The sequence below is a fragment of the Metabacillus idriensis genome (assembly GCF_009674765.1).
Lineage (GTDB): Bacteria > Bacillota > Bacilli > Bacillales > Bacillaceae > Bacillus_P > Bacillus_P idriensis.
Map to the genome: position 1 here is coordinate 86,963 of NZ_WKKF01000002.1, position 24,932 is coordinate 111,894.

Genomic DNA, 24,932 nt, shown 5'->3' on the forward strand with positions numbered 1-24,932 from the left:
ATTCAGGGAACCTGCTGTTTTCATTTACTTATTCAACATCTTCATCCGGACGGGCCCAGACAGAAACACTTTGGCCGTTTACAGGGAACGTCGCAAAGCCATCATCTTCAATGGTAATATGCTCTTCGCGGGTGCCTGTTAAGTCCACCCATACTTCACCTGCATGGTGTTCGCCGACACACATCCGTTTTTCTCCTTCGTCGCCATTTGAAATGACAACAGCACAGCCGGAACGCTCGAACTCATCTACTCCGCGTCTTACCCAGCCGATTGTATTCGGATGGTCAAAGTAATCTTCCTGCTCACCATAGGCTCTTGTCTGTCTGGCATAAAGAAGGGGATCAATCGCTTCTCTTTTGCCGTCGATTGGATTGTCTCCATCAATTCCGTAGTAATCGCCGTAAAATACACAAGGATATCCCTGCTTTCTCAGAAGAATCAGAGCATAGGCACTTTGCTTAAAGCAGTCTTCAACCCATGATTCGAGGGCTTCATCAGGCTGGGAGTCATGATTATCAACAAATGTGACAGCATGCTCGGGATGGGAGCCGACAAGGGTATCCTCAAAGATAGTGGAGAGATCAAAATCACTTCCTGCCATGGATGCTTCATGAAGCTTGTAGTGAAGGGACACATCAAATAAACTCATTTTGTAGTCAATTTTATCAAGGAAATTCTGGCATTCTTTTAAATCGGACTTCCAGAACTCGCCTACAAAAAAGAAATCTTCCCCGCGGTCTTCATAAAGCTCTTCAGCAAACCTCTGAACAAACTCATGATTGATATGTTTAATGGCATCAAGGCGGTATCCGTCACACTGCAGCGTGTCTGCAAGCCACTTGCCCCATGAAATCATTTCATCCTGAACTTCTTCATTATCATAGTCAATGTTCGCGAACATTAAGTAATCATAATTTCCGAATTCCTCGTCAACATTCTCATTCCAGTCTTTATTGTCACCGACAATTTTAAAGACGCCGATTTTATCGTTTTTCGCATCGTAATCTGTTCCGTTGAAATGCTCAAAATTCCATTCAAAGGAAGAATACTTTCCTTTTCGGCCCGGGAAGTTGAATTTTGTCCAGCCTTCAATATTAATCGGCTCGGATAATTCTTCCGTTCGGTCCTCGCGGTCTACTTCAATCACTTTAAATAATTCCGTCTCATCGGCTCCTGCTTTATGATTCATAACCAAATCCACATAAACGGCAATGCCGTTATCGTGACAAGCTTTAATAGCAGCAAGTAATTCCTTCTTCAAACCATATTTAGTACGGACAGAACCCTTTTGATTGAACTCTCCAAGATCATATAAGTCATACACGCCATATCCGACATCATCTCCAGACTGGCCTTTTGTCACGGGAGGAATCCAAATCGAATCAATGCCTCTTTCCTTAAGCTCCGGCGCTAACTCTTTCAGCCTGTTCCAATGTGTTCCAGTAGGTCTTACATGCCATTCAAAAAACTGCATCATTGTGTGATTCTGTTCCATCCCGAATTCCCCTTTTCATTGTGTTCTTTCTGTTATCCTACTTTCTACCCTTAATAACAGAAAACGAAGCAGAATTTTTTAAAAATTTCCCGCTTATTTTGTTGAAGCGTTTTCATTGTGAGATTACGGGTTGCGAAATAAATAGGACTCTTTATAATGAGAAATATTAAAAAATTCTGTTAAAGGAGATGAGAATGTCTATGGAACCAAACAGAATGGCTGGCTTCGCGGCGAAGACGGCGCGATCATCACTTCACCATTCATGTACTCTCTTGTTCCTATTATTATGGGCTTGTTTCTATTTCCTGGACTTGCGTATGGGATGGCAACTAAATCAATCCGTTCAGATAAGGATGTCGCCCAGGAAATCGCGAAGTCGCTTGGAACGATGGGAATGTACATGGCAATTGCCTTTTTTGCGGCCCAGTTTATTGCCTATTTTAACTGGAGTAATTTAGGAATCATCATGGCGATCTCTGGAGCAGATTTGCTTAAAGGTCTTGGCTCACAGGCTTGCCTCTTTTAATCGGGTTTATCTTATTCTGCGGAACTCTGAATCTCTTTATCGCAAGTGCTTCCGCTAAATGGGCTATTGTAGGTCCGGTCTTTGTTCCAATGTTCATGCTTCTCGGGTATGACCCGGCATTTACGCAGGTTGCCTATCGGATTGGTGATTCAATAACAAACCCAATTACTCCAATGTTTGCGTATTTTGCTATTTTGCTTGCGGGAGCTAAGAAGTTTGATAAGAATATGGGACTTGGTTCACTGATTTCCGTCATGCTTCCATATACGATTTTCTTTGGCATCGCTTGGATTTTATTCTTTATCGCCTGGTATTATCTCGGAATTCCGCTCGGTCCTGGAGCAGATATCCATTTAAAATAGAAGGAGGCAGCTTATGGGTGCTGTATTTTCAAAAGAACGATTGATTGAGGAGCTGGATCAATGCCCTTCTTATGAAGGAATTGATCCGACAGAACTTGCTGATAAATTATCCGTCCTTTTTGAAATAGGAAAAACTCCTGAAGGCGGAATCACAAGGTTTCCCTATACAAAGGAAGAAAACGAAGCAAAAGCCATTTTTAAAAGCTGGATGATAGAAGCCGGCCTTGAAATCAGGGAAGATGCAATCGGCAATTTATTTGGCACACTTCAAGGAACATCGAGAGAGCTTCCTGTCGTCATGACAGGCTCTCATTTGGACAGTGTTCCAAATGGCGGTGCATTTGACGGTCCGCTCGGCTGCTTAAGCAGTTTGCTTGCCATCAAGGCGATTGCTTCTAAGGAAGAGAAGCCAAAGCGTTCCATTGAGCTTGCCGTTTTTGTGGACGAAGAAGGAGCACGATTTAAAAACGGTATTTTTGGAAGCCGCGTTATGATGGGTGAAGTTGGTGCATCTGATTTCAAATCGTTTAAAGACGATAATGACAACGTTCTGTACGATGAAATGGTACGTTGCGGTCATGATCCGGAACGAGTTCAGGATTCTTATAGAAAACCAGAGGATATATATGCTTTTCTTGAACTTCATATAGAACAGGGCAAGCGCCTGGAATCGGAAGGGAAAGATATCGGAATTGTGAGCGGGATTGCAGGGCCTTCTTGGACGTCCTTTACGTTCTTAGGAGAAACAGATCATGCGGGAAATACACCTATGAACTTCCGCAGGGATACACTGGCGGCCGCAGCAGAATTTATTCTGAAAGTTGAACAGGCACCGCCAAGGTTCAGCCATACAGCTGTTGCAACAGTTGGGAAAATAAATGTTTTTCCAAATGGAACGAACGTCATTTCCGGCAAAACAGAGGTCATTGTCGATGCAAGGGATATTGACCTGGAAGCAAGAGATGCCATGATTGCCTCATTAAAAGATGAAGCAGTGAACCTTTCAAAGGAAAGAGGAGTTGTAGTCGACATAAAAGACGGCATTAATATCGCACCTGTGATTGTTCCAGACCATATACAGGAAGTCATCCAAACCTCTGCAAAAGCGAGTGGACTAACCTCGCTCTCACTTCCAAGCGGTGCGGGGCATGACGCAATGACACTCGGAAAATATGTGCCATCAGGCATGATTTTTGTGCCTAGCTTAAATGGGAAAAGCCATTCACCGGAAGAGTGGACCTCACTGCCTGACTGCGTCAGAGGTGTAAAGGTGATGAAAGAATCGCTTGACCAGCTGGCAAATAGGATTTGAGTGCAATCTCAAAATCCAAAAATCCTCTCCCGCAATTTGGGAGAGGATTTTATAATGTTCAAATCTAATAAAAAATGGTCATATGATTGCCTGTGGTTAAGGGATTACCTGGAATTTAATAAGATTATTCGGGTTCCATATTGAACATTAGTGGGAAATTGTGGTAGTAATAAGGGTGAGTACATACGAGATATCCGAAAGGAGCCCATCCATTGAAAAAAATAATACAGCTTGGTTTATTTTGTATGCTGATCTTTACTGGGGGTTGCGGAATGAGCAAAGAAAAAGAAAACGGTAAAACAGATGCTTCAACTATGCCGGAAACAGAAGCCATTATAGATGAATTTACACGGGAATTTATGGCTTCAAGCAAAGAGGTTGAAGAAGGGTATTATACATTCCAATCAAAGACAAAGGGATATACGATGTTGTTTCCTGAAAACGCCAAGATCTCCAGCGGCGATTATGAACAAATTGAAAATTCATACTAGGCTCTAAGTTTTAGTGAAAACTTAAATGAAGAAAATATTACATACTTTATTTCTATTAATTTTGAAGAATGCTCACATGTAGAGAACATCTCTCTGAACACGAAAGTCAGGCTACGATGGTGAATACTCACAGTATGAACTTAACGATAAGTCAATGTATTTCGGAGAAAAGCAGAACTATGATAAAGGATCTTATTCATATATTGCCTAAATAAAATCTAATAATACAGATAAGGGTATCCGTTTTATTTATAATGGTCGATGCTTAGACAGCGAGCAGCCATGTGAGCTGCCCTCTTCTAAAATAAAGGGTGAAATTAAAAAAATGATAGATTCTATTAAATTCAACTAATTTAGGTGATTTGAATGAATAGTAAAGAGGTTTTAGGTACCGATATAATCAGGGCTAGAATAGCTGAACGAGAATATGGAGGAAAGGAACAGAGTCCAATTACCGAGGAAGACATTAGAAAAAATATATTGAAGAAACTGGAAACAAACCTCTTGCAAATATAATCACTTATCTACAAAAATCACCGTTTTTCATCATATATATAATATGAGAATATATCCTCTAAAATCCACTCGGCTGGACCATCACAAATAACCTGGGAATCAGGAATGGGACTATCCCCTTAAAAGTATGGGAAAATTTATTAAATTTTTCCTTATTATAGGTTTTATAGGTGAATTGAATGGGTAAATAATAACGGAATTGAGGAATACAGTCATATTCTTCCTCCATTACATATTAATAGATAGAATGTACCATTTTACTAGTATTCTAGAAGTAACAATTGACCTTCATGGTCTTTGTTTATACAATTAATGTAAATTCGTGTAAAAGGAGAGATGAAAATGTCAGGAATTATTCGCGTTACCCCTGCTGAACTTGTCGATATGTCAAAACGTTATAACAATGAGGGTGGAGAGCTTGGCCTTATGATCGGCCGCCTTGACAGCATGATCGGCCAATTACAGGCTATGTGGGAAGGGGAAGCAAGCAACGCTTTCAGAGATCAATACGAACAGCTTAAGCCTTCTTTCGTTGACATGCAGCATTTAGTAGAAGATATTTCAAGACAACTAGAGAAGACTGCACACGCTCTTCAAGAGGCTGATGCAAACATTGCTGGCCAAATCCGCGGTTAATAGGATCTGACAATCTAATGAAGTGCAGAAAGGAGCGCCCATTCTAAACCAGATGATGGCGCTTCTTCATTTTTGAGGTGAAAAGGCATGTATATTGAAGTGACAATCGATTTGAAGCATTACACAGGAGAAACATTTGATCTGCGTCTATCAAATTATCACTCTGTCAAAAAAGTAGTAGATATCGTATGGCAGGCAAGATGCATTTCTGACCCACCTCGAGAAGGGTATTGGGTGCGCGTTCCCAATAAGCAGATTGTCCTATCAGGCAACCATAAGCTTGTAGAATGCGGAATTACAACAGGAGATCGTTTTGAAATCCTATGAAGGAGTCATTCTCAATGTCAGAAAAAAAACAGACTTATTTAGAGCAGCAGCTTGAGGCTGTCATAACGAAGGAAGATGGCTATACCTTCATCTTCCAAACAGAAAAAGTGAAACTGGATCAAGCAGCAGAAATCGAAATGCTGAAAGAAATGGATCCATCCATTAAGCGGGAAATTACTCTGACTGAAGATGAATTAAGGGTTCATGTTCAGCCGCCTGAGACTTATTTGGGTTTTTCCAGTTTAAATAAAAAAGAAGAACGAAGCAAGTGGAATTTTTCCTATCAGCTGGTAAAAAAGGTAAAAAATCACTCGTTATCGCGGCTTCATTTGATTGTGTGTCCTGAAAACATTTCATTTGATCAAAGCTTTACGCCTTATTTTCTTCATTACGGTGTAATGGAAAGCATTCCTCCTTATGAACAGAACAGTGACCGGCTCTGGCAGGAACTGAAAGCCTGTGTTGCAGCTGCTGTCGATTCCAACTATTCATTTGAACAGTATTTGAAATTCAACGAAACTTTAGATATTTCTAAAGTATCCCGGGAATTGCTTTCAGCGGCAACTTATTCTGAATTGCTAACCCTGATTGAAACGAACATGAGGGAAGTCGATAACAAGAATGCAGCCCTAGTATCCATTCCGGAAAAGAAATGGAAGCTTACACGGTACATAGCTCTCGGATTTCTTGTTTTGCTTGTTCCCGCACTTGTTTATACAGCATATTCCCTTTTTTCCCTTCACCCTAAACAAGAAGCGTTTGTAGAGACCAATGAATACTACCTGGGAAATGATTACAGTGAAGTGGTCAGCACCCTTACAAGCTACAGCATTGAAGAAATGCCAAACGTTGTGAAATTTCAATTAGCATCGTCTTACATAGTGAATGAATCTTTGACTGAAGACCAAAAGGAAAGCGTGCAAAACACGCTGACCCTCCAATCCGATCCTCAGTACCTTGAGTATTGGATTCATGTTGGAAGAGGCGAGGCCAAAGAAGCACTCGATCTTGCAAGAAATCTTGAGGACCGGGATCTGATTGTTTTTGGGCTTATTAAATACCAGGATCAAATAAAAGCGGATACCGAAATGAACAGTGAAGAAAAGCAGCAGGAACTTCAAAAAATAGATGCAGAAATAAAACAGTTTAAAGAAGAACAAAAAGCCCAGAAGAAAGAAGAAGAACAGAAGTTAGAGGAAGAACAGAAAGCGAAAGAGCAAGTGGAAGAACAGCAGAAAGCAGAAGAAGAGGCTAATGATGCAGCTGAGCAGGCGAAAGCTGCAGAGAAAAAGCCAGCCGCTCCTGCAAAATCAGGCTCTGACTGACGATTATAGGCAACAGGAGGTGATATCATGACTATTTTATGGGTTTTTCACGGTGAATCCTATCAGCAATATGAGGCGGACGGAGAGGCGTTCCGCCCGATTTCTATCGGTTCTGAGATTCAGCACACGCTGACAGTCAGGAATTTCCCTTTTTCTGAAGGAGCGCTTACCGTTGCAAAAGCAGAGGGAGGAGACGAGTTTGTCATTATGCAGAATGACAAATCCATTGGAAAGGCAGCAGAAAAAGAGCCTTTTCGGCTTTTGGATCATTCAGAACAACTGACGATTTACTTAACACCAGCGCCTAAAAAAGCAGAGACATGCTATATTGGCTTTCAAAAAGAAATTTCTTTTTCAGCGACCAGTAAAGAGGCTCATATTTATAAAGATAAGAGTGCCCTCCCGGTTCTTGGAAAGGGATCTGTCAGCCTGCTGAAAACAGGCGATCACTGGATGGTTTCGCCTGAGGGTGAAACGGTCTATGTGAATGGAAGGAAGGCAGATGGTCTCACGGAATTGCAGATTGGAGACATTCTCTTCTGGCCGTTTATGACCGTCCGTCTTATTGATGAAGATTTGCTGCAGGTTATGAGTATAGAGGAGTATCAATCAAATCTGCCGCATACGGAAAAACCAAGATCGGAAATGAGCAAAAAATATCCAATCTACCGCCGCACGCCGCGGATGATTTATGAGCTGCCGAAAGATAAAATTTCGCTCACTTTCCCCGCGCAGGAAGGGGACGATCAATCACGGAGCCTGTGGCTGATTATTCTGCCGCCGCTAGTCATGATGATTGCGATGGGAATTGTCGCTCTTATTGCTCCCCGGGGCATTTTTATCATCGTCTCAATGGTTATGTTTGTAATGACGCTGATTACGTCAACCGCACAATATTTCAGAGAAAAAGGCAATTACAAGAAGCGGAAAGAACGAAGACTCAGAGTTTATACCCAATACCTTGAAAACAAGCGCCATGAACTTCAGGAAGTGGCTGAAAAACAGCGCCAGGTTCTGTCTTACCATTTTCCTTCCTTTGAACAAATGAAGTATATGACGAGGGAAATATCCGACCGGATTTGGGAAAGAACGCCTGAAAGCAATGACTTTCTTGAGCTTCGAATCGGAACAGGAACCGTTAAATCAAGCTATGAAATTTCACTAAGCTCAAACGATATGGCGAACAGAGAAGTGGACGATCTCTTAGAACAGTCACAGCAAATGGAAAAGGTCTACCGGGAAATCGAATCTGTTCCAATCAGTGTAAACCTTTCACAGGGTGCAATGGGACTGATCGGGAAAGAAGCGATCATGAAAAATGAACTTCATCAATTAATCGGTCAGCTTGCTTTTTCCCACAGCTATCATGATGTCCGCTTTGTGTTTATCTTTAATGAAAAAGAATACAAGAGCTGGGAATGGCTTAAATGGCTTCCGCACTTTCAGCTTCCGCATGCCTTTGCAAAAGGCATGATTTATAACGAGCAGACGAGAGACCAGCTGCTTACGTCAATTTATGAAATGCTGCGTGAGCGTGATCTTGAGGAAAAGAAGGAAAACACAAGGTTTGCGCCGCACATTATTTTTGTTATTACAAATCAGCAGCTTATTTCCGATCATGTCATTTTAGAATATTTAGAAGGCGAGTTTTCACATTTAGGTATTTCCGTTATTTTTGCCGCAGAAGCTAAGGAAAGCCTGTCTGATAACATCCATACGCTTGTGAGATATGTAAATGATCAAGAAGGGGACATTCTCATTCAAGAGAAAAAAGCTGTTTCTGTTCCTTTTAAGCTTGATTTACATAAGCATGAGGGAAATGAGCCGTTCGCCCGGATGCTGCGCACGCTTGATCACCAAGTGGGGATGACAAATTCGATTCCAAAAAGTGTTTCCTTCTTAGAGATGGTGAATGTAAAAGAAGTGGATGATCTGCCGATTGAGCAGAACTGGCTTACGCGGGAATCGGCAAAGTCTCTTGCAGTTCCAGTAGGACTAAAAGGCAAGGAAGATGTAGTGGAGCTGAATCTTCATGAAAAAGCCCATGGGCCCCACGGTTTATTAGCGGGTACAACTGGTTCAGGTAAAAGTGAATTTCTTCAAACGTATATTCTGTCTCTTGCCGTTCACTTCCATCCTCATGAGGTAGCTTTCCTTCTCATTGATTATAAGGGCGGAGGAATGGCGCAGCCGTTTAAAAATATGCCGCATTTGCTTGGCACCATTACAAACATTGAAGGCAGCAAAAACTTCAGTGCCCGTGCCCTTGCATCAATCAAAAGCGAATTAAAGCGGCGCCAGCGTCTGTTCGATCAGTATCAGGTCAATCACATAAATGATTATACAACTCTTTATAAACGCAATGAGGCAGAAGAACCGCTTCCTCACTTATTTTTAATTTCCGATGAATTTGCGGAATTGAAAAGCGAAGAGCCTGATTTTATCCGTGAGCTTGTCAGTGCAGCGCGCATAGGGCGAAGCCTTGGCGTGCATCTCATCCTGGCAACACAAAAGCCCGGCGGAGTCATCGATGACCAAATCTGGAGCAATGCGAGATTCAGAGTGGCCCTTAAGGTACAGGATGCAAGCGACAGTAAAGAGATTTTGAAAAATGCAGATGCGGCCTCTATTACCATTACAGGACGGGGTTATCTGCAGGTAGGCAATAATGAGGTGTATGAACTCTTCCAATCAGCCTGGAGCGGAGCGCCTTATTTAGAAGAAACTTCAGAGTCGGAGGATGAGGTCGCAATCGTAACAGACCTTGGACTGCAGCCGTTATCTAATGTTGCGTCTTCTAAACAGCATAAAAAAGATACGGATTCAGAGATTGAAGTGATTGTCGATAAAATCGAGGAACTGCAGGCGTCCTTGGGCATCCGCAAGCTGAACAGCCCATGGCTTCCGCCGCTTGAAAACAGAATTTCTCGCCATCAATATGCTTCCAAGCAGCCTGAGAAAATCTATCTTGGCCTAATTGATGAGCCTGAAAAACAAAGCCAGACCCCATACTCGTATCAGCTGATGGATGACGGAAACATCGCCATCTTCGGTTCGTCCGGCTACGGTAAATCACATACTGTGATGCTCTTGCTTTTAAGCATCGCTTCGAGACTCAGCCCTGAAGAAGCACACTATTACGTAATCGATTACGGAAATGGCACACTGCTGCCGCTCAGACAGCTGCCGCATACAGCGGATTATTTCCAGCTGGATCAAGAGCTGAAAATCGATAAGTTTATGAGAATCGTAAAAGATGAGATTTCGCGAAGAAAGCAATTGTTCCAGCAGCAAGAGGTCAGCAGCATCAAGATGTACAATTCACTGAGCAAAAACAAGCTGCCTCTATTGTATATTACCATTGATAATTTTGATCTCGTGAAAGAAGAAATGCAGGAGCTTGAAACGCAGCTGATACAATTCGCGCGTGATGGACAGTCTCTTGGCATCTATATGATTTTTACAGCGACAAGAGTACAGTCTGTCCGTCAATCATTGATGAACAGCATGAAAACGAAAATCCTTCATTACCTTATGGATACAACTGAAACATATATGGCTATCGGAAAGGTTCCGTTTGCTCCTGAACCTATTCCAGGACGCGCCATCATCAAGAAGGATCAGGCCTATTTCTCCCAAGTTTTCCTTCCTGCTGACGGCGGGGATGATTACGAGCTGCTTGATTCCATCAAAGATGATATTGGAATGCTGAAGGAGAAGTATAAAGGTGCCAAGCTTCCTCGTCCGGTCCCAATGCTTCCTGCTGAACTGACCATGATCAACTTTACAAAGTTCACAGATGAGGCCCAGAAAACAGGGGTTATCCCAATCGGACTTGATGAAGAGCATGTACAGCCTGTCAGTGTAAATCTGGCCAAAACGAAGCACTGTCTCGTACTCGGCCAGACTCAAAAAGGAAAAACAAATGTGCTTAAAGTCATCTTGAACACAGCCCTGCTTCAGCCGACTGAATCAATCGGCGTTTTCGATTCGATTGACCGCGGTCTGTCAAGCTATGCATCTGAAGAAAAGGTTTCCTATCTAGAAACGAAAGAACAAATATCGTCTTGGCTGGATACAACTGAAGAACTTCTTAAAGACAGAGAACAAACCTATCTTACGGCTATCCAGCAGGGTGTTGTAAATAATCTGGCTTTCTCGCCGGTCATGCTTGTCGTTGACGGTTATTCAAGGTTCCAGCAATCTCTTGACAGTATGCTGCAGGAGCGATTGACACGATTCATGAAAAATTACAGCCACCTTGGCTTTAACGTGATTGTTTCAGGAAATAACAATGAGCTGACAAAAGGATTTGATGCATTCACAAGTGAAATCAAGCAAATCCGCCAGGCGCTCATCTTAATGAAAAAATCAGAGCAAACCCTATACACCTTGCCTTATAGCCGAAAAGAAAGCGATATACATCCAGGCTTTGGATATTATGTGGAAAATGGCAAAGAAACGAAAATACAAATTCCTCTTTGTGCCATTGAAAGGAAGATCTACACATGACAGATCAAAGGAAGCATACGATTAAAATGATAGCTGCGGTGCTGCTTATCTTAGCAGTGCCTGCTCTATTCTTTCAATTCATCGGGGACAACCCGCTTGAAATAAAAGAGAAGGCTACAAGAAACATTGCTGTCGTTAATGAGGACATCGGAATGGAAAAAGCTGAAGGGGAAAATAAGGAAGCTGAACCTGTTCAATTCGGCAAGGAAGTTGCAGCGATTCTTGATAAGGATTCCCAGTACGACTGGACAATCTTAAGCAGAAGTGCCGCAGTTAACGGGCTGAAGAACGGGCAGTACGACGCTGTCATTTATATTCCTTCCAATTTTTCTGCCAACATTTTAACGTATGATGAACAGCAGCCTTCAAAAGCAGAATTTGAATATGTGGTCCAAAATCAGCTGAATGCTGAAAACAGACAAAGAGTGCTTCGTGCACTTGAAGACGCTACAGGCCGCGTAAATAAGCAAATGTCTTCGCTTTACTGGAGCTATGTCGCGCAGGACATGGAGAATGTAAGAGAAGAGTTTGACCGCATTCTTGAAAAGGAAATTGCCTTTCAAAATGCCATGCTGAATTTCTATAAACCAAGCTCTAAAGATTTGGCAGGGGAATTAAATCAGCAAAAACAAATGCTTGAGCAGCTTCAAACGACTATGAAACAGGCTGAAGAAGAGTCGCCGGAACGAAAAAACACGGTTCGGCAATTTGAGAAAAGTCTAGCCTCATTTGTCCAGTATGTTGAAGAATATCAAGCCTATCAGGAAGATCAGCAGCAGCTTCTGACGCTTGCCCAGAAGGAAAGCTTAACGGCTATTCAGAGCGGTACCATGGAAGCAGATCAAGTACAGAATCAAACGCAGCAGGCCTTTAACGAACGAGGAAGCATGCTTGCATCAAGAATGACGGACATTCAGCAGCAGCTCGACCAGAATCAGAAAACAGCAGAAAACCTAGGCAGTGTAAGGCTCAGCCAGACAGAACGCCAGGCAAGAGAGCTTGAGACTGTTCATCGTAATTATGTGGACATGTATATTATGAAGGATAATCAGGATACACTGAACCGTCTTGAAGGGGAACTTATTCCACTTAGGGAGAGCCTTAAGCAAGGGAACCCAGGTGAGGAACCAGGCAACGGAGAGGAAGGCCCGCCTGAAGATGACGGAGATGTCACTGAACCAGAAGCTCCCGGTGAAAATGAAAGTCCTGCTAACATGGAAGAGGAGCGTGCTAACATTCTTGCTGTTTCAGAACAGCTGAAAAATCTCAAGGCCATTCTAGAAACGATTCCGGATCCTAAACCAGAGCAAGTAACACAAGCTTTAACTGAATTAGAAGACATGTCAGGAAAGCTTGTAGCAATCGAAGAATCAATCAAGTCAAAAGAAAATCAGAACTCATGGAAAGGCGAGTATGATAAACTGCTTGCTCTTTATGAAAAGCTGACAGAAGAAAATGCAGAACTATTAGAAGAAAATCAGCTTCTAAAAGATGAAAACAGCAAACTGGCAGAAAAGATAAACAAGCTGACAGATAATATGAACTCAGGTTCAGCTGCCATCATCGAACAAGAACAAACCATACTTAACTCGCTCAGCCCTGAAAGAAAGCAAAAACTTGAGAGTGTGTTCAGAGGGCCTATCGGAAATGCTTCAATGAACGATGTGCTGAAATACCATACGATTCTATCTCAGTACGAAGCAGCCGCCAAGCGTATGAATACCTCTTCAGATCCAGTCAAAGATGCTGTCCTTGCAGATGAAATGCAAAAAACAAAAGTAGAATCAATTCTTTCAATCAATGAAGAAGAACAAGGCGCATGGGACAAGCTGAATCAAGAGCTGCCGGCAACTGAAGAAGAAATGAAAGAAGTCCAGGCTTCCGCTCTTGCATTCATGGATGAATACAGCAAGGAGCTGGGTGCTCAGCAGGCAGCTATATTAGAGGATCTTGCTTCAATGGAAGAAAGCGCAAATAACGTACTGAGCCAAGTTCAGGAATCAGAAAATACAGCTTCGAGAATGACGCTTGAAAACTCGGACGGTACTGTCCTTGTTGTCAATCAGCAAAATATCGGCCAGGAATTAGTCATGATTACAGACTTGATGAATTCGCTTGGAGAAAGACAGGAGACGGTTGTAAGCAGTACAGATGTCCTCCAGCAAAAAGTGAATGAAGTTCAATCTGCAGCAGACGTTTTAAATGATAAATGGGCAACAAATGTAGCTTCAACACAGCTTGTCAGAGATGACGTCTTCAGTATACTCGGCAATACGTTTGTAGACGGACAGAACAACGGGTATGTTTATGAACATCTTGCCAATCCGCTGCAAATAAGCGGAGAAGCACCGGCTGCTCAGGCTAAAGCGGTTCCGCCGGTCGTGATTCTTGTCATCATCCTGATCAGCAGCTTGCTGATCGGATTCTTCAGTCATTATTTCAAAGCAGCACCGTTATTAGTGAGAGGCTCTATGTTTGGTCTATTAAACTTAATTGTGGGGCTCATCATCAGCGTGTTCGGGTTAAATATATACACCCTCACAGATGAACGTGCGATTCAATGGTCAATCTTTACTGTGCTTCTGTTATTTGCTGCATCAACTATCGTAAGAGTTTCGTTCTTGCTCGGCAATTTCGCAGGCTGGCTTGCAAGTGTAGGTCTCGTTGCCTTCTTTGTCAGTCCGCTGCTTGCTTTAGCCGCGCCAAACTTCACATACGAAGATCCGATGTCCAAGGTGTACATCTCGATTCAGTATGATGCAAATAACTTATTTACTCAGGGAGTGATTGTGCTGATCGGCATTATCCTTGTTCTGACTATCCTGCCGTTTGTTGTGAATGCTCTTAAAAACTCAAACGAAAAGGCCAATCATGAACATGCCCATGAAGCTTAAAACAGTCATATCGTTCTCGTTATTACTGTTCATTATTGTTTTTACAAGCGGGATGCGGGGAAATGCAGAGACAGAAACAAACCTTGAGGAGCTGGATCCCAATGTCTATGAGGAAAAAGAGCTTAAGGAAAACACGGAATATCTGCATGAGGAATCACTGTTTGAAAAAAGAACCACCATACCGGAGGAGCAAAAAGATCTGACCTTTGAAAAGCCGTCCAGGGAGGAAAAGGACGATCTGCAGGAACAGCTCTTCACTGATTACACGAAAGAGAAAAACACGATTAAATCCAAAGCTGAACAACTGGATTTATTCTCAAGCAGTGCAGAACCATCAATGAGTATGACAGAAACGGTAAATTCTGATACAACCCAAAACTCCGGCTTAATGATGACGTATATTCTCCTGATTGCCATTGGCGTCATCCTGATGCTCGGACTTTTGATTCCAAAGATGACACAAAGTAAAAAAACAAACTAAGAGATTGAGGCAGCTTTTTATAAGCTGTCTTTTTTTCGCGTTTATATGTCTAGGCACGCGCTTGGCGATTTTCGCAAAAAGACCCTTTCACTGCTTGTTGTATTAACTATTCCCTTACTTATTTTGGCTGTAGAGCAAAAAACATCCTTCGTGCTATGATGAAAGAAATCTTTGAATATGAAAGTGAAACGATCCTATGAGAATAAATAAATATATAAGTGAAACAGGCTATTGCTCAAGGCGGGAAACCGACCGTCTTATTGCTGAATGCCGAATTACAATTAATGGAGTCACCTGTGAGGCGGGCGACACAGTTACTGAAGGAGATATCGTTTTAATTGACGGCACTCCTATCCCGTCTAAAGCCATGCCCGTTTATCTGGCTTTAAATAAACCAGTGGGTATTACTTGTACGGCAGCAAAGGATGTAAAAGGAAATATCATCGATTTTATGACTTTCCCTGAACGGATCTTTCCTGTCGGCCGGCTGGATAAAGCGTCAGAAGGGTTAATTTTGCTCACAAATGATGGAACGATCGTAAATAAAATCATGCGGTCTGAACATGGCCATGAAAAAGAATATCTCGTCAAAGTAGATAAGTCATTTGACGATGACTTTATTCTTGGAATGTCAGAGGGGGTAGAAATACTCGGAGTGACAACTAAACCGTGTACAGTTGAGAAGATCAGTGATTCTGAATTCCGCATCATTCTTACACAGGGACTTAATCGTCAGATCCGCAGAATGTGCAAGGTGTTCGGCTATAGGGTGGAGAGGCTTGAAAGAAAGCGAATCATGAATCTGTCTGTAGAAGGTTTAAACAGCGGAGAGTGGCGCGAGTTAACATCGGGTGAGATCGAAGAGCTGATGAGCAGACTTGTTTAAAGAAAAAACCGCGGGACACATCACATGTGCACCGCGGTTCTTTTATTACGCTTTGAAGCCTTCTTCATGCAAGTAATTTGCAGCTTCTTTATAAGTGGTAAATGTGCCATCAAGGTTTAATCCGGCATACACATTCCACATATCATCTTCTTGGATCAAAATAAGAGTCTGTCCATCCTCATTTGTCCATTTTTCTTCTTCAAATTCTTCTGCTTGTTCATCTTCCTGCACAGAAAGCGAATGAATGGATTTTTTGATGATGCTGCGTAATTCTTCTTCCGAGAAATCACGGATGTTAACCATGCCTTTATCATTCGCGGCATATCCTTTTACATGTTCAGCATATACGAATCCATTTCCATTTGGATGAAGATGATAGACCACATTTTTCTTATCGTAAATGCTATCCTCAAACTGAAAGTTGATTCTTCCAAGGGAAACGTTCTTTCTTTGCAATTCGTTAAATGTTTCAATAACAGCAAGCTTTTGTTCAAAAGTAAGCATATTTTTCCTCCGATAATCGATTCAATTTGCTTATTATATCACAAGGAGATGAAAACCATTTATTTGACTGGAATGACCGAAGAAAATCATATACGTTTAAAAGAATGAACATAAGAACTTATAGAGGTCAAAGGAAAAGTAATCGAGGAAGTAAAGCAATATTAGGCGGCCATTTCTGATAAACTAAATGCATAAAACAGCATGAGAGGAATGTTCAAATGAGAGCACTTGTATTCAATCAATTCGGCGGACCTGAAGTATTGACTTCAGCAGAGCTTGAAAAGCCTGTTCCGGGGCCGAACGAAGTTATAATCAGCATAAAAGCAGTAGGGCTGAATTTTGCGGATGTGTACCGCCGAAAAGGAAACTATCACTTAGAGGGAGAGCCTCCGTACATACTTGGATATGAGGGAGCAGGAATTGTTGAAGAAACCGGCAGTGAAGTACGCGGCATTAAACCAGGTGACCGGGTTGGGTTTGCAGATGTTCCTCATTCAAATGCAGAGTTTACTGCAGCGCCCGTTGAAAAGGTGATTCCGCTGCCAGATGAGATTTCATTTGAAACAGCAGCTTCAGTGCTTCTGCAGGGGCTGACATCTCACTATCTGACGTCTGACAGCTACAAGATTAAAGCGGGTGATACGGCTATCGTTCACGCTGCAGCCGGCGGTGTAGGCCAGTTGCTCGTTCAGATCATTCGCCTTTTGGGCGGCAGAGTCATCGCGCTTGTCTCTACTCATGAAAAAGCAAACATTGCTAAAGCAGCAGGTGCAGAAGAAGCATTTGTTTATACAGAAGACTGGAAGCAGAAGGTCCTTGAGGTGAACGCAGGAAAAGGAGCAGATGTTGTTTATGAATCTGTAGGTTCAACGCTTATGGACAGCTTTGATGCAACCCGCATTGGCGGAACTGTCGTATTCTACGGTATGGCAGGAGGAGATCCTGTACATATTGACCCGAGAATGCTGATGGATACTTCAAAAACGCTGACTGGCGGTGATCTTTGGAATGTACTTACGTCCAGAGAAGAACGCATCTCAAGATCGAGTAAGCTATTCGGCTGGATTAAAGAAGGCTCACTGCGGATCGCTGAACCTGCCCGCTTTGCTTTAGAAGATGGAGCAAAAGCGCACCGTTATCTTGAGAGCAGAAAAAGCACGGGGAAAATTGTGCTAATTCCATAAGGAGGAGGCTGCATTTTTCAGCAGCCTTTTTTTTCATCTGTCATTCCATAAACAGGCGCTTCCGCTTTTCTTATTGTCCAGATCCACTTCTTTTTCGCTCCATTCCCACAGTTTAGAGGCAAGCTCCATATTTCTGGCGCGCTCAGACGGAAGCTCTATTTTTCTTTTATAAAATTATTGTCCGGTTACCTGATTTACTTCAGGACTTTCTGATAAGTAAATAGCTGTTTGTGCTCCTTGTTCAGGAGTCAGAAAGAAGGGTTTTAAAAGAGTATAAACACCTTTTCCAAATCCTGTCTGGCGATTAACACCCAAACTTGTTGCTACTGCCCCGGGGTGAAGTGCGTTAACCGTTACTTCTGTACCCTGCAGTTTCTTTGCACGTTCCGCGGTAAATAAAAGATTGGAGAGCTTCGATTGAGAGTAGCCCTTCCAAACTGTAAAACCTTTAGTCAAATAAGGGTCATCAAAATGAATGTTTCCGATTTTATGGGCACCGGATGATACGTTGATGATACGGCCCTGCGGTGATTTTTTTAATGCAGGGAGCAACAGCCGGGTCAAAAGAAAATGACCAAGATGGTTCACGCCCATCATGCTTTCAAATCCATCTTCCGTTTGCTCCCGTTTTATCGTCACAACACCGGCATTATTGATTAATACGTCCAAAGAATGGTTTTTATCATCATACTGCCTTGCAAATTCCCTTATGCTTAAAAGAGATCCAAGATCACACCTCATAAGCTCAATCGCATTCGATTTGCTTTCCCTTTTCGCCTGATCAAGTGCTGCCTGTCCTCGTTCTAGACTCCTGCAGGCCATGATGACATGAGCTCCCTTCTTAGCCATCTCAATTGCAGCAGCAAGCCCCATACCTGAATTTGCACCTGTAATGATCACTTTTTTATCTTTCAAACTGTCCTCTCCTTATTGTTTTCCTCAGATGCTGTTATTTTACGCTCAGATGCCTCTGTAAGCTTTCATTTCGTGAGGGCTATAGGGAAACCTGATTATCCATAGATCGGCGTATTTAGCCCTATTCTGAAACATTCTGATGAACGGCCGTATTTATGCTTCGAATATGTGAAATTTAAGGCCGAACGGATCCGTCACCATGACGCTTTTTTCACTTATTTCCTCAGTTACTGTACAGCCTGCTTGCAGCAAAGAAGCTTTAGCTTCTGAAAAAGAATCAACGGCAAATTCAAAAAAGACACCATCAGGCCTTTTGTTTTCGACATAAAAAAAGTTCCCATTCATGCTGAATTTTGTTTCTGATTCATTTGAGAACTGGGCGGTCATGCCGATTACTGTTTCATAAAATGCAATGGCTTTTTCATAATTTCCCGCAGCAAAAGCAATATTGCCGGTTAATTGAAACGGGGTATGTTCATTCATTTTTTTAGATGGACGATAGGACTCTGATCCGGATGGGAGAAGATCAAACAGATGCCAGACAGAACAAAAATCATCGCCAGGTCCAAAAGGAGCCTGTGAAACATGATAAATGGCCCCATCAGCCTCTTTTTTGAAGGTTGAGACACCTGGATAATAAAGTCCGTCTTTTTCAAAACCGAAATCTTGTTTAAAAGCAGTGCCAGAAGTGGAAACGATAGGGAATTGCCATCTTCTTTCAGCGGCGAATGCATCTTGTATATGAGGTTCATCAGGTGTGGAAAGAACAAAAGCAGATTTTTTTGCGATATGGTGATAGACGCCATTAAACCCGTCTGCCCACATCGTACAGTAAGAACAGTTTTTCCCCATGTTGTGGACTATGATAAGCTCATCTTTCTCTTTAAAAAGCTCACTTAATGTGACAGAATGTCCATTAGAAGACGTAAACACATAATTTTCCGCCTTTTTCACCGTCTCTTTTTTCCTGAGTGCTGCAAGCAGCTGTTTTTTTTCAAGCAGCTCTTTTTCTAGAGAAGAAATCTCTTCCACTAACGTATTTTGATTCATTTCCATACCTCCTTTGCTATCTAACGTAGATACTTCGGGCGGTAAGGGTCTTTATCCTTTAAATAAATGCTTTTTTAAGAAAGGAGTGTGCGTTTAATGACCGTTAAAGGAGTGGCACTTGATGCAAATACAAGATGCCGTCACTATGGAACTGACAAAGATATTATTGCAATTAAATTTAAGTGCTGTGAGACATTTTATGCCTGCTATGAATGCCATGAGCAGCTTGCGGATCACAGTCCGGAAGTATGGGATAAATCAGAGCGGGATATGCCTGCCGTGCTTTGCGGTTCTTGCCGCCATGTACTGACGATTCAAGAATATATGGACAGCGGCAACTGCTGTCCGAAGTGCGGTTCTGTCTTCAATCCGGGCTGTAAAACACATTACCACTTGTACTTCCGTTCTTAAAACGTTTAGTATTCTTTCTTTTTGGGAAAATAAAAAGAAAGAAAAGAGGAGGAGTTTACAGTGAAAAAACTGATTCGAAAAGCGATAAAATATGCTCCAATCGTCTATCCTATTGTAAAGAAGATGCTTAATAAGCGAAAAAGCGGCGGACGTACAACTTATTAATAAATGTTAGATCGCAGCTTAAAAGGCTGCGGTCTTTTTTTGTCGTGTTTTTTCACAAAAAAACACCTGCTGAATGTCAGCAGGTGTTCCGTTCTATTGATTAAGTTCTTTTGCGCATTGAGCGCAATACAAGGCTTAATAAGAAAACAAAGATGATAGCTCCAAGCAATGCAGGGATAATAGCGATGCCTGCTAAAGTTGGTCCGAATGATCCAAGAAGCTCTCCGCCGATCCAAGCGCCAATAATACCTGCAATAATGTTTCCTATAATGCCTCCAGGTACGTTTTTACCTAAAATAACTCCTGCTAACCAGCCAATTAAACCGCCGACGATAAGATATAAAATAAAGCCCATTTTAAATTCCGCCTTTCTAAAGATAGTGTTTGGTTTTTGTATCTATCGTTGTTATTCCCCCGCCTTTTAGAAAAGAAACATCTTGCTGTGAATTTTTTTATTTTTATCTCAAAAATAGCTCTTCAGACCTGTATGAATCCGTTTTTGCACAAGGGCTTTCCTAGAAACTGCAAGTTCTTTCATGTAGTATGGGTACAATAAGATAATGATAATTTTTTAAAGATGGGACGGAATTATGAAAACAGAGACAACTCTCACGATTAAATCTAAATACGTAAAGGAAATGAAGAACGGCAGCCCGCTGATTCAAAAGGATTCAGTCGTTAATCTTTCTAACTTAAAGCATGAAGGCGAACTTATCAGACTGGTAGATGAGCAGCAGCGGTTTATTGGAAGGGGATATTACGGGAAGCAGAATAAAGGCATTGGCTGGATTCTTACTTCAAGTGAAAGAGAAGAAATGAATCAATCCTTCTTTGATCAGAAAATTCAAGCTGCCATCCAGTTCCGCATGAACCTTTTCCAAAGCGAAGCTACGACAGCCTTCCGGGTTTTCAACGGTGAAGGGGACGGCATCGGCGGATTAACAATCGATTATTTTGACGGCTACTATCTGGTTACATGGTACAGTAAAGGGATTTACCAATTTAATCCTTTCATTCTTGAAGCCTTAAAGAAAAATGCCGAAATTCGAGGGATTTATCAGAAAAAACGATTCGATTCTCAAGGGAAATTTGTTGAGGAAGACGGATTTGTAGAAGGACATAGACCGGAATTCCCATTAATCGTTAAGGAAAATGGCGTGAATTTTGCCGTGTATTTAAACGACGGCGCCATGGTGGGGGTTTTTCTTGATCAAAGGGATGTAAGAAAGACCATCAGAGACCGTTATGCAAAAGGAAAAACCGTATTAAATCTGTTTTCTTATACAGGTGCATTTTCTGTGTTTGCTGCTCTTGGCGGGGCTGTAAAAACAACGAGCGTTGATCTGGCTAACCGGAGTCTGAGCAAAACGATCGAGCAATTCAGCATTAATGAAATTGATTATAAATCGCAGGATATTATTGTTGAAGACGTTTTTCATTACTTCAAATATGCTTTGAAAAAAAATCTCAAATTTGATCTTGTCATCCTGGATCCGCCAAGCTTTGCGAGATCAAAAAAATATACGTTCAGCGCTGCAAAGGACTACAAGGATCTGCTGAAGGAAACCATTGCTCTAACGGAAGATAATGGCGTAATAGTTGCATCCACAAACTGCAGTACGTTTTCAATGAAAAAGTTTAAAGGGTTTATCGACACAGCCTTTAAAGAAACAGGAGAAAAGTACAAAATAAAAGAAGAATTTTCCCTGCCGGATGATTTTAAAACGAAAAAGGAATTCCAAGAGGGGAATTATTTAAAAGTCGTGTTTATAGAAAAGCTGAATCCAGTCAGATAATGACTGGATTTTCTTTTGGTACAGCACTAGACAGAATAATATTTGTTTTAAAAGAAACCCTAATAGAAAAATCATTAGGGGGAACACATAAAGCATGGTTCACCATAATATCAATTAACCACTCCAGAAATCTCTGCGCTTTGGACAACCTATATGCAAGAGAGTGCATCTTTATGCTTTTTGAAGCATTTTTTGGAGCATGCAGAAGACGAAGAAATTATACCTTTGGTTAAAGAAGCTATTTTGCTGTCTCAAACTATTTTGCAAACAGTCACAACGATTTTTGCGGGAGAAAACTTTCCAGTTCCTGAAGGTTTTTCTGATGGTGATGTTGATCTTTCTGCACCTCCGTTATATACCGATCTTTACGCATTAAGCTATGTGTACCGGACGAGTCAGCTTACTTTGGTGAACGTATCTACTTTTGTTATTAATGTGGCGAGAGTTGATTTACTGGAGTTTTTTATTGAATATCAGCATAAAATAACACGTCTGTATAAGATGGCAGTCTGTCTTATGCTTTCAAAAGGAATTTATGATCGTCCTCCGAAGATGACATACCCTTTCTATTGCTGAAATGGCTTATTCAATCGTTAAAAGATAAAGAAGTGAAAAAATATCTGCTAAAAGCAAAAGATTTGGCTCAAAAGCAAATTGATGTATTCAATCCTCTATTGAAGAAAGAAGGGCATTTAGGAACAATTCCTGTCTCTTTAGAAGTGACAGACTCTGATGTTTGTCCTTTTTCCGAGAAATTGATTATGTTTATGATTACTGCTTCCAATGGAGCAGCTATTTCTCTAATTGGACATTCTTTATCCCTCTCGATGAGAAGGGATGTTGCAGCACATTACCTTCTTAGTATGAAAGATATTATGTTTTTCGTTGAGGATGGGACAAAATTGATGATTGAAAGAGGCTGGCTTGAAAGACCTCTGCAGTCTGAAATGAAACCAATATAAGAAAAAAGCAGCATTCATCTATAGCTGCTTTTTATCCCATTCTTCTTTGAGGAGAGAATGCATGATTACATCACATGGAATATCGTCTTGAATGATATAATTTCTAAGCCTTCCTTCCTCTTTAAAGCCTAAACGCAAAAGAACGCTCCTGGAAGGGGAATTCGCAAGCATCACCACCGCCCCGATGCGAATCATCTCCATCTCCTTAAACCCAAAATCAAGTATCGCCTCAATGGCCTCTGAAGCATAGCCTTTCTGCCAGTGCAGTTGGGAGATTTCATAGCCTACTTCAGCTCGTTTGTACTTCTTTGAGAGCGCGTGAAATCCGCACGTACCAATTAGTTCATTGGTTTCTTTGAGTTCAATCCCCCATCGTATGAGCTTATTCGATTGATAGCCAATCTGAAATGAATGAATCAGAGTCTCTGCTTCTTCTAATGTTTTAAAAGAATCCATTCCATAATACTTTATTACCTCTCTTTTAGAGAAATAGTCAAACAATTTCACAGCATCCGATCGTTCAATACTTCTTAGCTTTAAACGCTTTGTTTCTAATTGCGGAAATGATGTCATTTTCGTTCTCCTTCTAAACTTCTTTAAAATATTTCAGTTCGACATGTATTGATGGATTCCCTGTTTCATCTTCCAATTTTCGCAATGAGCGAAAATGATTTTGGTGTTGTATAAAATCCGATGTTACCTTAATAAAAGAGAATGTTTACAAGTATACTAATATTGTATACTTGTAAACAAAATGTAATGAAATGTACACAAAAATTGTTTACATGTATACATATGTGTACGCATCCCGTTATATAAGGATGTATACAAATTGTTTATGTTGTGTACAAAAATGTTTTCAATGTATACATATTTGTACACATGTATACAAAAATGTAATCATTACGGTTCTATTGACGAAACTATCATTCTCTAATACTCTTTAATAGAATGGATTTTTATACTAATTCATGAAGTGAAAGGAATGGTGTTCATGAGTAATTCTAGAATCGCAGCAATCGATGTAGGAAACGATGCAGTAAAAGCAATTTTCGGAAAATACGACTCTCAACTATACATACCGAATGTCATTGCAAGAGACATTGAAGATCGTCCGGTCATTGGAATTGAGGAATTAGACAACAAGGATCCGTTAGATGGAATCCATATTAAAGTTCACTCCCCTGCTTTAAAAGAAAACAATGCCATTTATCGTGTTGGATCACTGGCAACAAAAAGCGACAATGCTTCTGAACTAGATCCGGGCAGCAGTAAATCTGAAGAAGATCAAACGCTGATTATGCTGTTTGCTTCAATTGCCCTTGACGCAGTAAAACCTGAAAATGAAAAAGTGTTCCGCAGAAATAATAAAGTCATTGATGCAACATATACACTTGGCACTGGACTTCCATTAAGAGAAGCAAAAGAAGGCAAAGATGTCGGTTACCGATCTAAGCTATTGGGAAATGTTCATCAGGTAGAATTTTTAATTACTCCTAAATATCAAGGTTTAAAAGTAAATATAAAATTTGATGAAGTGAAAGTGTACCCCGAAGGATTTGCAGCTTATATCAACTTAGTGATGGACAAGGATTTAAACATCATTAACAAAGATTTGATTGATAAGCGCATTATCATACAAGATATCGGAGGCCTTTCTACTGATATCGCAGTCATTAAAAACCGCAACGTAGACGACGATAAAGCACAGGGCTTTAACCTTGGCGTAGTTGAATCACTTGAAGCAATTCGCGAAGAGATCCGTTCTAAGCACGGTGTTGAGCTTGACAGCCGCCGTGATGTAGTGGAAATCATTACTAAAAAAACAGACCGCAATCACATCTATGTAAGAGGTAGCCGCACAAGCGTTCATGATATTACGGACCGCATTCTATTAGATCTAGCGAAGAAACAATACCGCCACCTGCGCAACGTTTGGCAAAAGAATTCACAAACTGAAATCTGCTATTTTGTCGGCGGAGGAGCAGTTGTGCTGAAAGATTACCTTAAAACGCTTAATAATAATCTTGACGGCTACAATATTGATTTCTTTGAAGATGAGAATGAAAGCATCTGGATGATGGCGAATGCTTATTACAAGCTCGTTTTTGACTTTTACCGCAAGACAAACAAAGATAAAAGCAGCGAAGATAAAAAAGCAGCTACTACCAAATAATAGGAT

The 24,932-nt window shown here is 41.3% G+C and carries 21 protein-coding genes and 2 pseudogenes; 17 read left to right on the forward strand and 6 right to left on the reverse strand.

Annotated elements, in window-relative coordinates; translation table 11 throughout:
• Positions 1 to 28: 28 nt before the first annotated feature.
• A complete protein-coding gene (locus tag GJU41_RS08755; RefSeq protein WP_070878858.1) occupies positions 29 to 1,495 on the reverse strand; it encodes an alpha-amylase in 1,467 nt (488 codons plus the stop codon).
• A gap of 262 nt (positions 1,496 to 1,757) precedes the next feature.
• Between GJU41_RS08755 and GJU41_RS08760 the strand changes: the two are divergent.
• The 11 genes and pseudogenes from GJU41_RS08760 (at position 1,758) to GJU41_RS08810 (ending at position 15,763) form a co-directional block, all read left to right on the forward strand.
• Positions 1,758 to 2,383 (forward strand): annotated as a pseudogene (locus tag GJU41_RS08760) (AbgT family transporter).
• A gap of 13 nt (positions 2,384 to 2,396) precedes the next feature.
• Positions 2,397 to 3,695 (forward strand): Zn-dependent hydrolase, encoded by a 1,299-nt coding sequence (locus tag GJU41_RS08765; RefSeq protein ID WP_154318377.1) that lies wholly within the window; start codon positions 2,397 to 2,399, stop codon positions 3,693 to 3,695.
• A 212-nt stretch (positions 3,696 to 3,907) separates the two neighbouring features.
• A complete protein-coding gene (locus tag GJU41_RS08770; RefSeq protein ID WP_154318378.1) occupies positions 3,908 to 4,186 on the forward strand; it encodes a hypothetical protein in 279 nt (92 codons plus the stop codon).
• Between the two features lie 366 nt (positions 4,187 to 4,552).
• The gene (locus tag GJU41_RS08775; RefSeq protein ID WP_154318379.1) at positions 4,553 to 4,702 is read left to right on the forward strand and encodes a hypothetical protein; all 150 of its coding nucleotides are present in this window, start codon (positions 4,553 to 4,555) and stop codon (positions 4,700 to 4,702) included.
• A gap of 342 nt (positions 4,703 to 5,044) precedes the next feature.
• Entirely contained in the window at positions 5,045 to 5,338 is a 294-nt protein-coding gene (locus tag GJU41_RS08780; RefSeq protein ID WP_070878855.1) for a WXG100 family type VII secretion target, read from the forward strand.
• Between the two features lie 87 nt (positions 5,339 to 5,425).
• Positions 5,426 to 5,665: an ESX secretion system protein YukD gene (gene yukD / locus GJU41_RS08785; protein WP_070878854.1), complete on the forward strand. Its 240-nt coding sequence runs from the start codon at positions 5,426 to 5,428 to the stop codon at positions 5,663 to 5,665.
• Positions 5,666 to 5,679: 14 nt separating this feature from the next.
• A complete protein-coding gene (essB, locus tag GJU41_RS08790; protein ID WP_070878853.1) occupies positions 5,680 to 6,990 on the forward strand; it encodes a type VII secretion protein EssB in 1,311 nt (436 codons plus the stop codon).
• A gap of 27 nt (positions 6,991 to 7,017) precedes the next feature.
• Positions 7,018 to 11,502: a type VII secretion protein EssC gene (essC, locus tag GJU41_RS08795; RefSeq protein WP_070878852.1), complete on the forward strand. Its 4,485-nt coding sequence runs from the start codon at positions 7,018 to 7,020 to the stop codon at positions 11,500 to 11,502.
• A complete protein-coding gene (esaA, locus tag GJU41_RS08800) occupies positions 11,499 to 14,396 on the forward strand; it encodes a type VII secretion protein EsaA (RefSeq protein ID WP_154318380.1) in 2,898 nt (965 codons plus the stop codon). Before essC ends, esaA begins: the two co-directional genes overlap by 4 nt.
• A complete protein-coding gene (essA, locus tag GJU41_RS08805) occupies positions 14,374 to 14,877 on the forward strand; it encodes a type VII secretion protein EssA (protein ID WP_170292754.1) in 504 nt (167 codons plus the stop codon). Before esaA ends, essA begins: the two co-directional genes overlap by 23 nt.
• Before the next feature lie 196 nt (positions 14,878 to 15,073).
• Complete coding sequence (locus GJU41_RS08810) at positions 15,074 to 15,763, forward strand: pseudouridine synthase (RefSeq protein WP_154318382.1); 690 nt, start codon at positions 15,074 to 15,076, stop codon at positions 15,761 to 15,763.
• Positions 15,764 to 15,808: 45 nt separating this feature from the next.
• On the opposite strand, the gene GJU41_RS08815 is transcribed toward GJU41_RS08810, so the two are convergent.
• Entirely contained in the window at positions 15,809 to 16,267 is a 459-nt protein-coding gene (locus tag GJU41_RS08815; RefSeq protein ID WP_070878849.1) for a hypothetical protein, read from the reverse strand.
• A 218-nt stretch (positions 16,268 to 16,485) separates the two neighbouring features.
• On the opposite strand from GJU41_RS08815, the gene GJU41_RS08820 reads away from it, so the two are divergent.
• Entirely contained in the window at positions 16,486 to 17,451 is a 966-nt protein-coding gene (locus GJU41_RS08820; RefSeq protein WP_154318383.1) for a quinone oxidoreductase family protein, read from the forward strand.
• A gap of 33 nt (positions 17,452 to 17,484) precedes the next feature.
• Here GJU41_RS08820 and GJU41_RS08825 read toward each other — a convergent pair.
• Together GJU41_RS08825 and GJU41_RS08830 are read right to left on the reverse strand one after the other, a co-directional pair.
• Positions 17,485 to 18,366, reverse strand: a pseudogene (locus tag GJU41_RS08825) (SDR family oxidoreductase).
• Positions 18,367 to 18,519: 153 nt separating this feature from the next.
• Positions 18,520 to 19,416, reverse strand: a complete 897-nt coding sequence (locus tag GJU41_RS08830; protein ID WP_154318384.1) for a DUF899 family protein — start codon at positions 19,414 to 19,416, stop codon at positions 18,520 to 18,522.
• A gap of 96 nt (positions 19,417 to 19,512) precedes the next feature.
• Between GJU41_RS08830 and GJU41_RS08835 the strand changes: the two genes are divergently transcribed.
• On the forward strand, positions 19,513 to 19,827 hold the full coding sequence (locus GJU41_RS08835; protein WP_070878846.1) for a CHY zinc finger protein: 315 nt from the start codon (positions 19,513 to 19,515) through the stop codon (positions 19,825 to 19,827).
• A gap of 265 nt (positions 19,828 to 20,092) precedes the next feature.
• On the opposite strand, the gene GJU41_RS08840 is transcribed toward GJU41_RS08835, so the two are convergent.
• On the reverse strand, positions 20,093 to 20,347 hold the full coding sequence (locus GJU41_RS08840) for a GlsB/YeaQ/YmgE family stress response membrane protein (RefSeq protein ID WP_070878845.1): 255 nt from the start codon (positions 20,345 to 20,347) through the stop codon (positions 20,093 to 20,095).
• 235 nt (positions 20,348 to 20,582) lie between these two features.
• Between GJU41_RS08840 and GJU41_RS08845 the strand changes: the two genes are divergently transcribed.
• The 3 genes from GJU41_RS08845 (at position 20,583) to GJU41_RS24965 (ending at position 22,750) form a co-directional block, all read left to right on the forward strand.
• Positions 20,583 to 21,788: a class I SAM-dependent rRNA methyltransferase gene (locus GJU41_RS08845; protein WP_070878844.1), complete on the forward strand. Its 1,206-nt coding sequence runs from the start codon at positions 20,583 to 20,585 to the stop codon at positions 21,786 to 21,788.
• Between the two features lie 153 nt (positions 21,789 to 21,941).
• Positions 21,942 to 22,364 carry a DUF3231 family protein gene (locus GJU41_RS24960; RefSeq protein ID WP_249042930.1) on the forward strand — a complete coding sequence of 141 codons (423 nt, stop codon included), beginning with the start codon at positions 21,942 to 21,944 and terminating at the stop codon, positions 22,362 to 22,364.
• Positions 22,358 to 22,750 carry a DUF3231 family protein gene (locus GJU41_RS24965; protein WP_224771388.1) on the forward strand — a complete coding sequence of 131 codons (393 nt, stop codon included), beginning with the start codon at positions 22,358 to 22,360 and terminating at the stop codon, positions 22,748 to 22,750. The genes GJU41_RS24960 and GJU41_RS24965 overlap by 7 nt, the downstream gene beginning before the upstream one ends.
• Positions 22,751 to 22,768: 18 nt before the next feature.
• Here the strand turns inward: GJU41_RS24965 and GJU41_RS08855 are convergent, their stop codons facing one another.
• Positions 22,769 to 23,323: a GNAT family N-acetyltransferase gene (locus GJU41_RS08855; protein ID WP_070878843.1), complete on the reverse strand. Its 555-nt coding sequence runs from the start codon at positions 23,321 to 23,323 to the stop codon at positions 22,769 to 22,771.
• 421 nt (positions 23,324 to 23,744) lie between these two features.
• On the opposite strand from GJU41_RS08855, the gene GJU41_RS08860 reads away from it, so the two are divergent.
• Positions 23,745 to 24,926, forward strand: a complete 1,182-nt coding sequence (locus GJU41_RS08860) for a ParM/StbA family protein (protein ID WP_070878842.1) — start codon at positions 23,745 to 23,747, stop codon at positions 24,924 to 24,926.
• Positions 24,927 to 24,932: the final 6 nt, after the last annotated feature.

What these genes read in the sequence shown, in the direction of transcription:
- GJU41_RS08780 (WP_070878855.1), top strand. Translation starts at nt 5,045, where the DNA reads ATGTCAGGAATTATTCGCGTTACCCCTGCTGAACTTGTCGATATGTCA.
- GJU41_RS08820 (WP_154318383.1), top strand. Translation starts at nt 16,486, where the DNA reads ATGAGAGCACTTGTATTCAATCAATTCGGCGGACCTGAAGTATTGACT.
- essC (WP_070878852.1), top strand. Translation starts at nt 7,018, where the DNA reads ATGACTATTTTATGGGTTTTTCACGGTGAATCCTATCAGCAATATGAG.
- GJU41_RS08830 (WP_154318384.1), bottom strand. Translation starts at nt 19,416, where the DNA reads ATGAATCAAAATACGTTAGTGGAAGAGATTTCTTCTCTAGAAAAAGAG.
- GJU41_RS08855 (WP_070878843.1), bottom strand. Translation starts at nt 23,323, where the DNA reads ATGACATCATTTCCGCAATTAGAAACAAAGCGTTTAAAGCTAAGAAGT.
- essA (WP_170292754.1), top strand. Translation starts at nt 14,374, where the DNA reads ATGAACATGCCCATGAAGCTTAAAACAGTCATATCGTTCTCGTTATTA.
- GJU41_RS08860 (WP_070878842.1), top strand. Translation starts at nt 23,745, where the DNA reads ATGAGTAATTCTAGAATCGCAGCAATCGATGTAGGAAACGATGCAGTA.
- essB (WP_070878853.1), top strand. Translation starts at nt 5,680, where the DNA reads ATGTCAGAAAAAAAACAGACTTATTTAGAGCAGCAGCTTGAGGCTGTC.
- GJU41_RS08765 (WP_154318377.1), top strand. Translation starts at nt 2,397, where the DNA reads ATGGGTGCTGTATTTTCAAAAGAACGATTGATTGAGGAGCTGGATCAA.
- esaA (WP_154318380.1), top strand. Translation starts at nt 11,499, where the DNA reads ATGACAGATCAAAGGAAGCATACGATTAAAATGATAGCTGCGGTGCTG.
- GJU41_RS08815 (WP_070878849.1), bottom strand. Translation starts at nt 16,267, where the DNA reads ATGCTTACTTTTGAACAAAAGCTTGCTGTTATTGAAACATTTAACGAA.
- GJU41_RS08835 (WP_070878846.1), top strand. Translation starts at nt 19,513, where the DNA reads ATGACCGTTAAAGGAGTGGCACTTGATGCAAATACAAGATGCCGTCAC.
- GJU41_RS08840 (WP_070878845.1), bottom strand. Translation starts at nt 20,347, where the DNA reads ATGGGCTTTATTTTATATCTTATCGTCGGCGGTTTAATTGGCTGGTTA.
- yukD (WP_070878854.1), top strand. Translation starts at nt 5,426, where the DNA reads ATGTATATTGAAGTGACAATCGATTTGAAGCATTACACAGGAGAAACA.
- GJU41_RS24960 (WP_249042930.1), top strand. Translation starts at nt 21,942, where the DNA reads ATGCAAGAGAGTGCATCTTTATGCTTTTTGAAGCATTTTTTGGAGCAT.
- GJU41_RS08845 (WP_070878844.1), top strand. Translation starts at nt 20,583, where the DNA reads ATGAAAACAGAGACAACTCTCACGATTAAATCTAAATACGTAAAGGAA.
- GJU41_RS08775 (WP_154318379.1), top strand. Translation starts at nt 4,553, where the DNA reads ATGAATAGTAAAGAGGTTTTAGGTACCGATATAATCAGGGCTAGAATA.
- GJU41_RS08755 (WP_070878858.1), bottom strand. Translation starts at nt 1,495, where the DNA reads ATGGAACAGAATCACACAATGATGCAGTTTTTTGAATGGCATGTAAGA.
- GJU41_RS08810 (WP_154318382.1), top strand. Translation starts at nt 15,074, where the DNA reads ATGAGAATAAATAAATATATAAGTGAAACAGGCTATTGCTCAAGGCGG.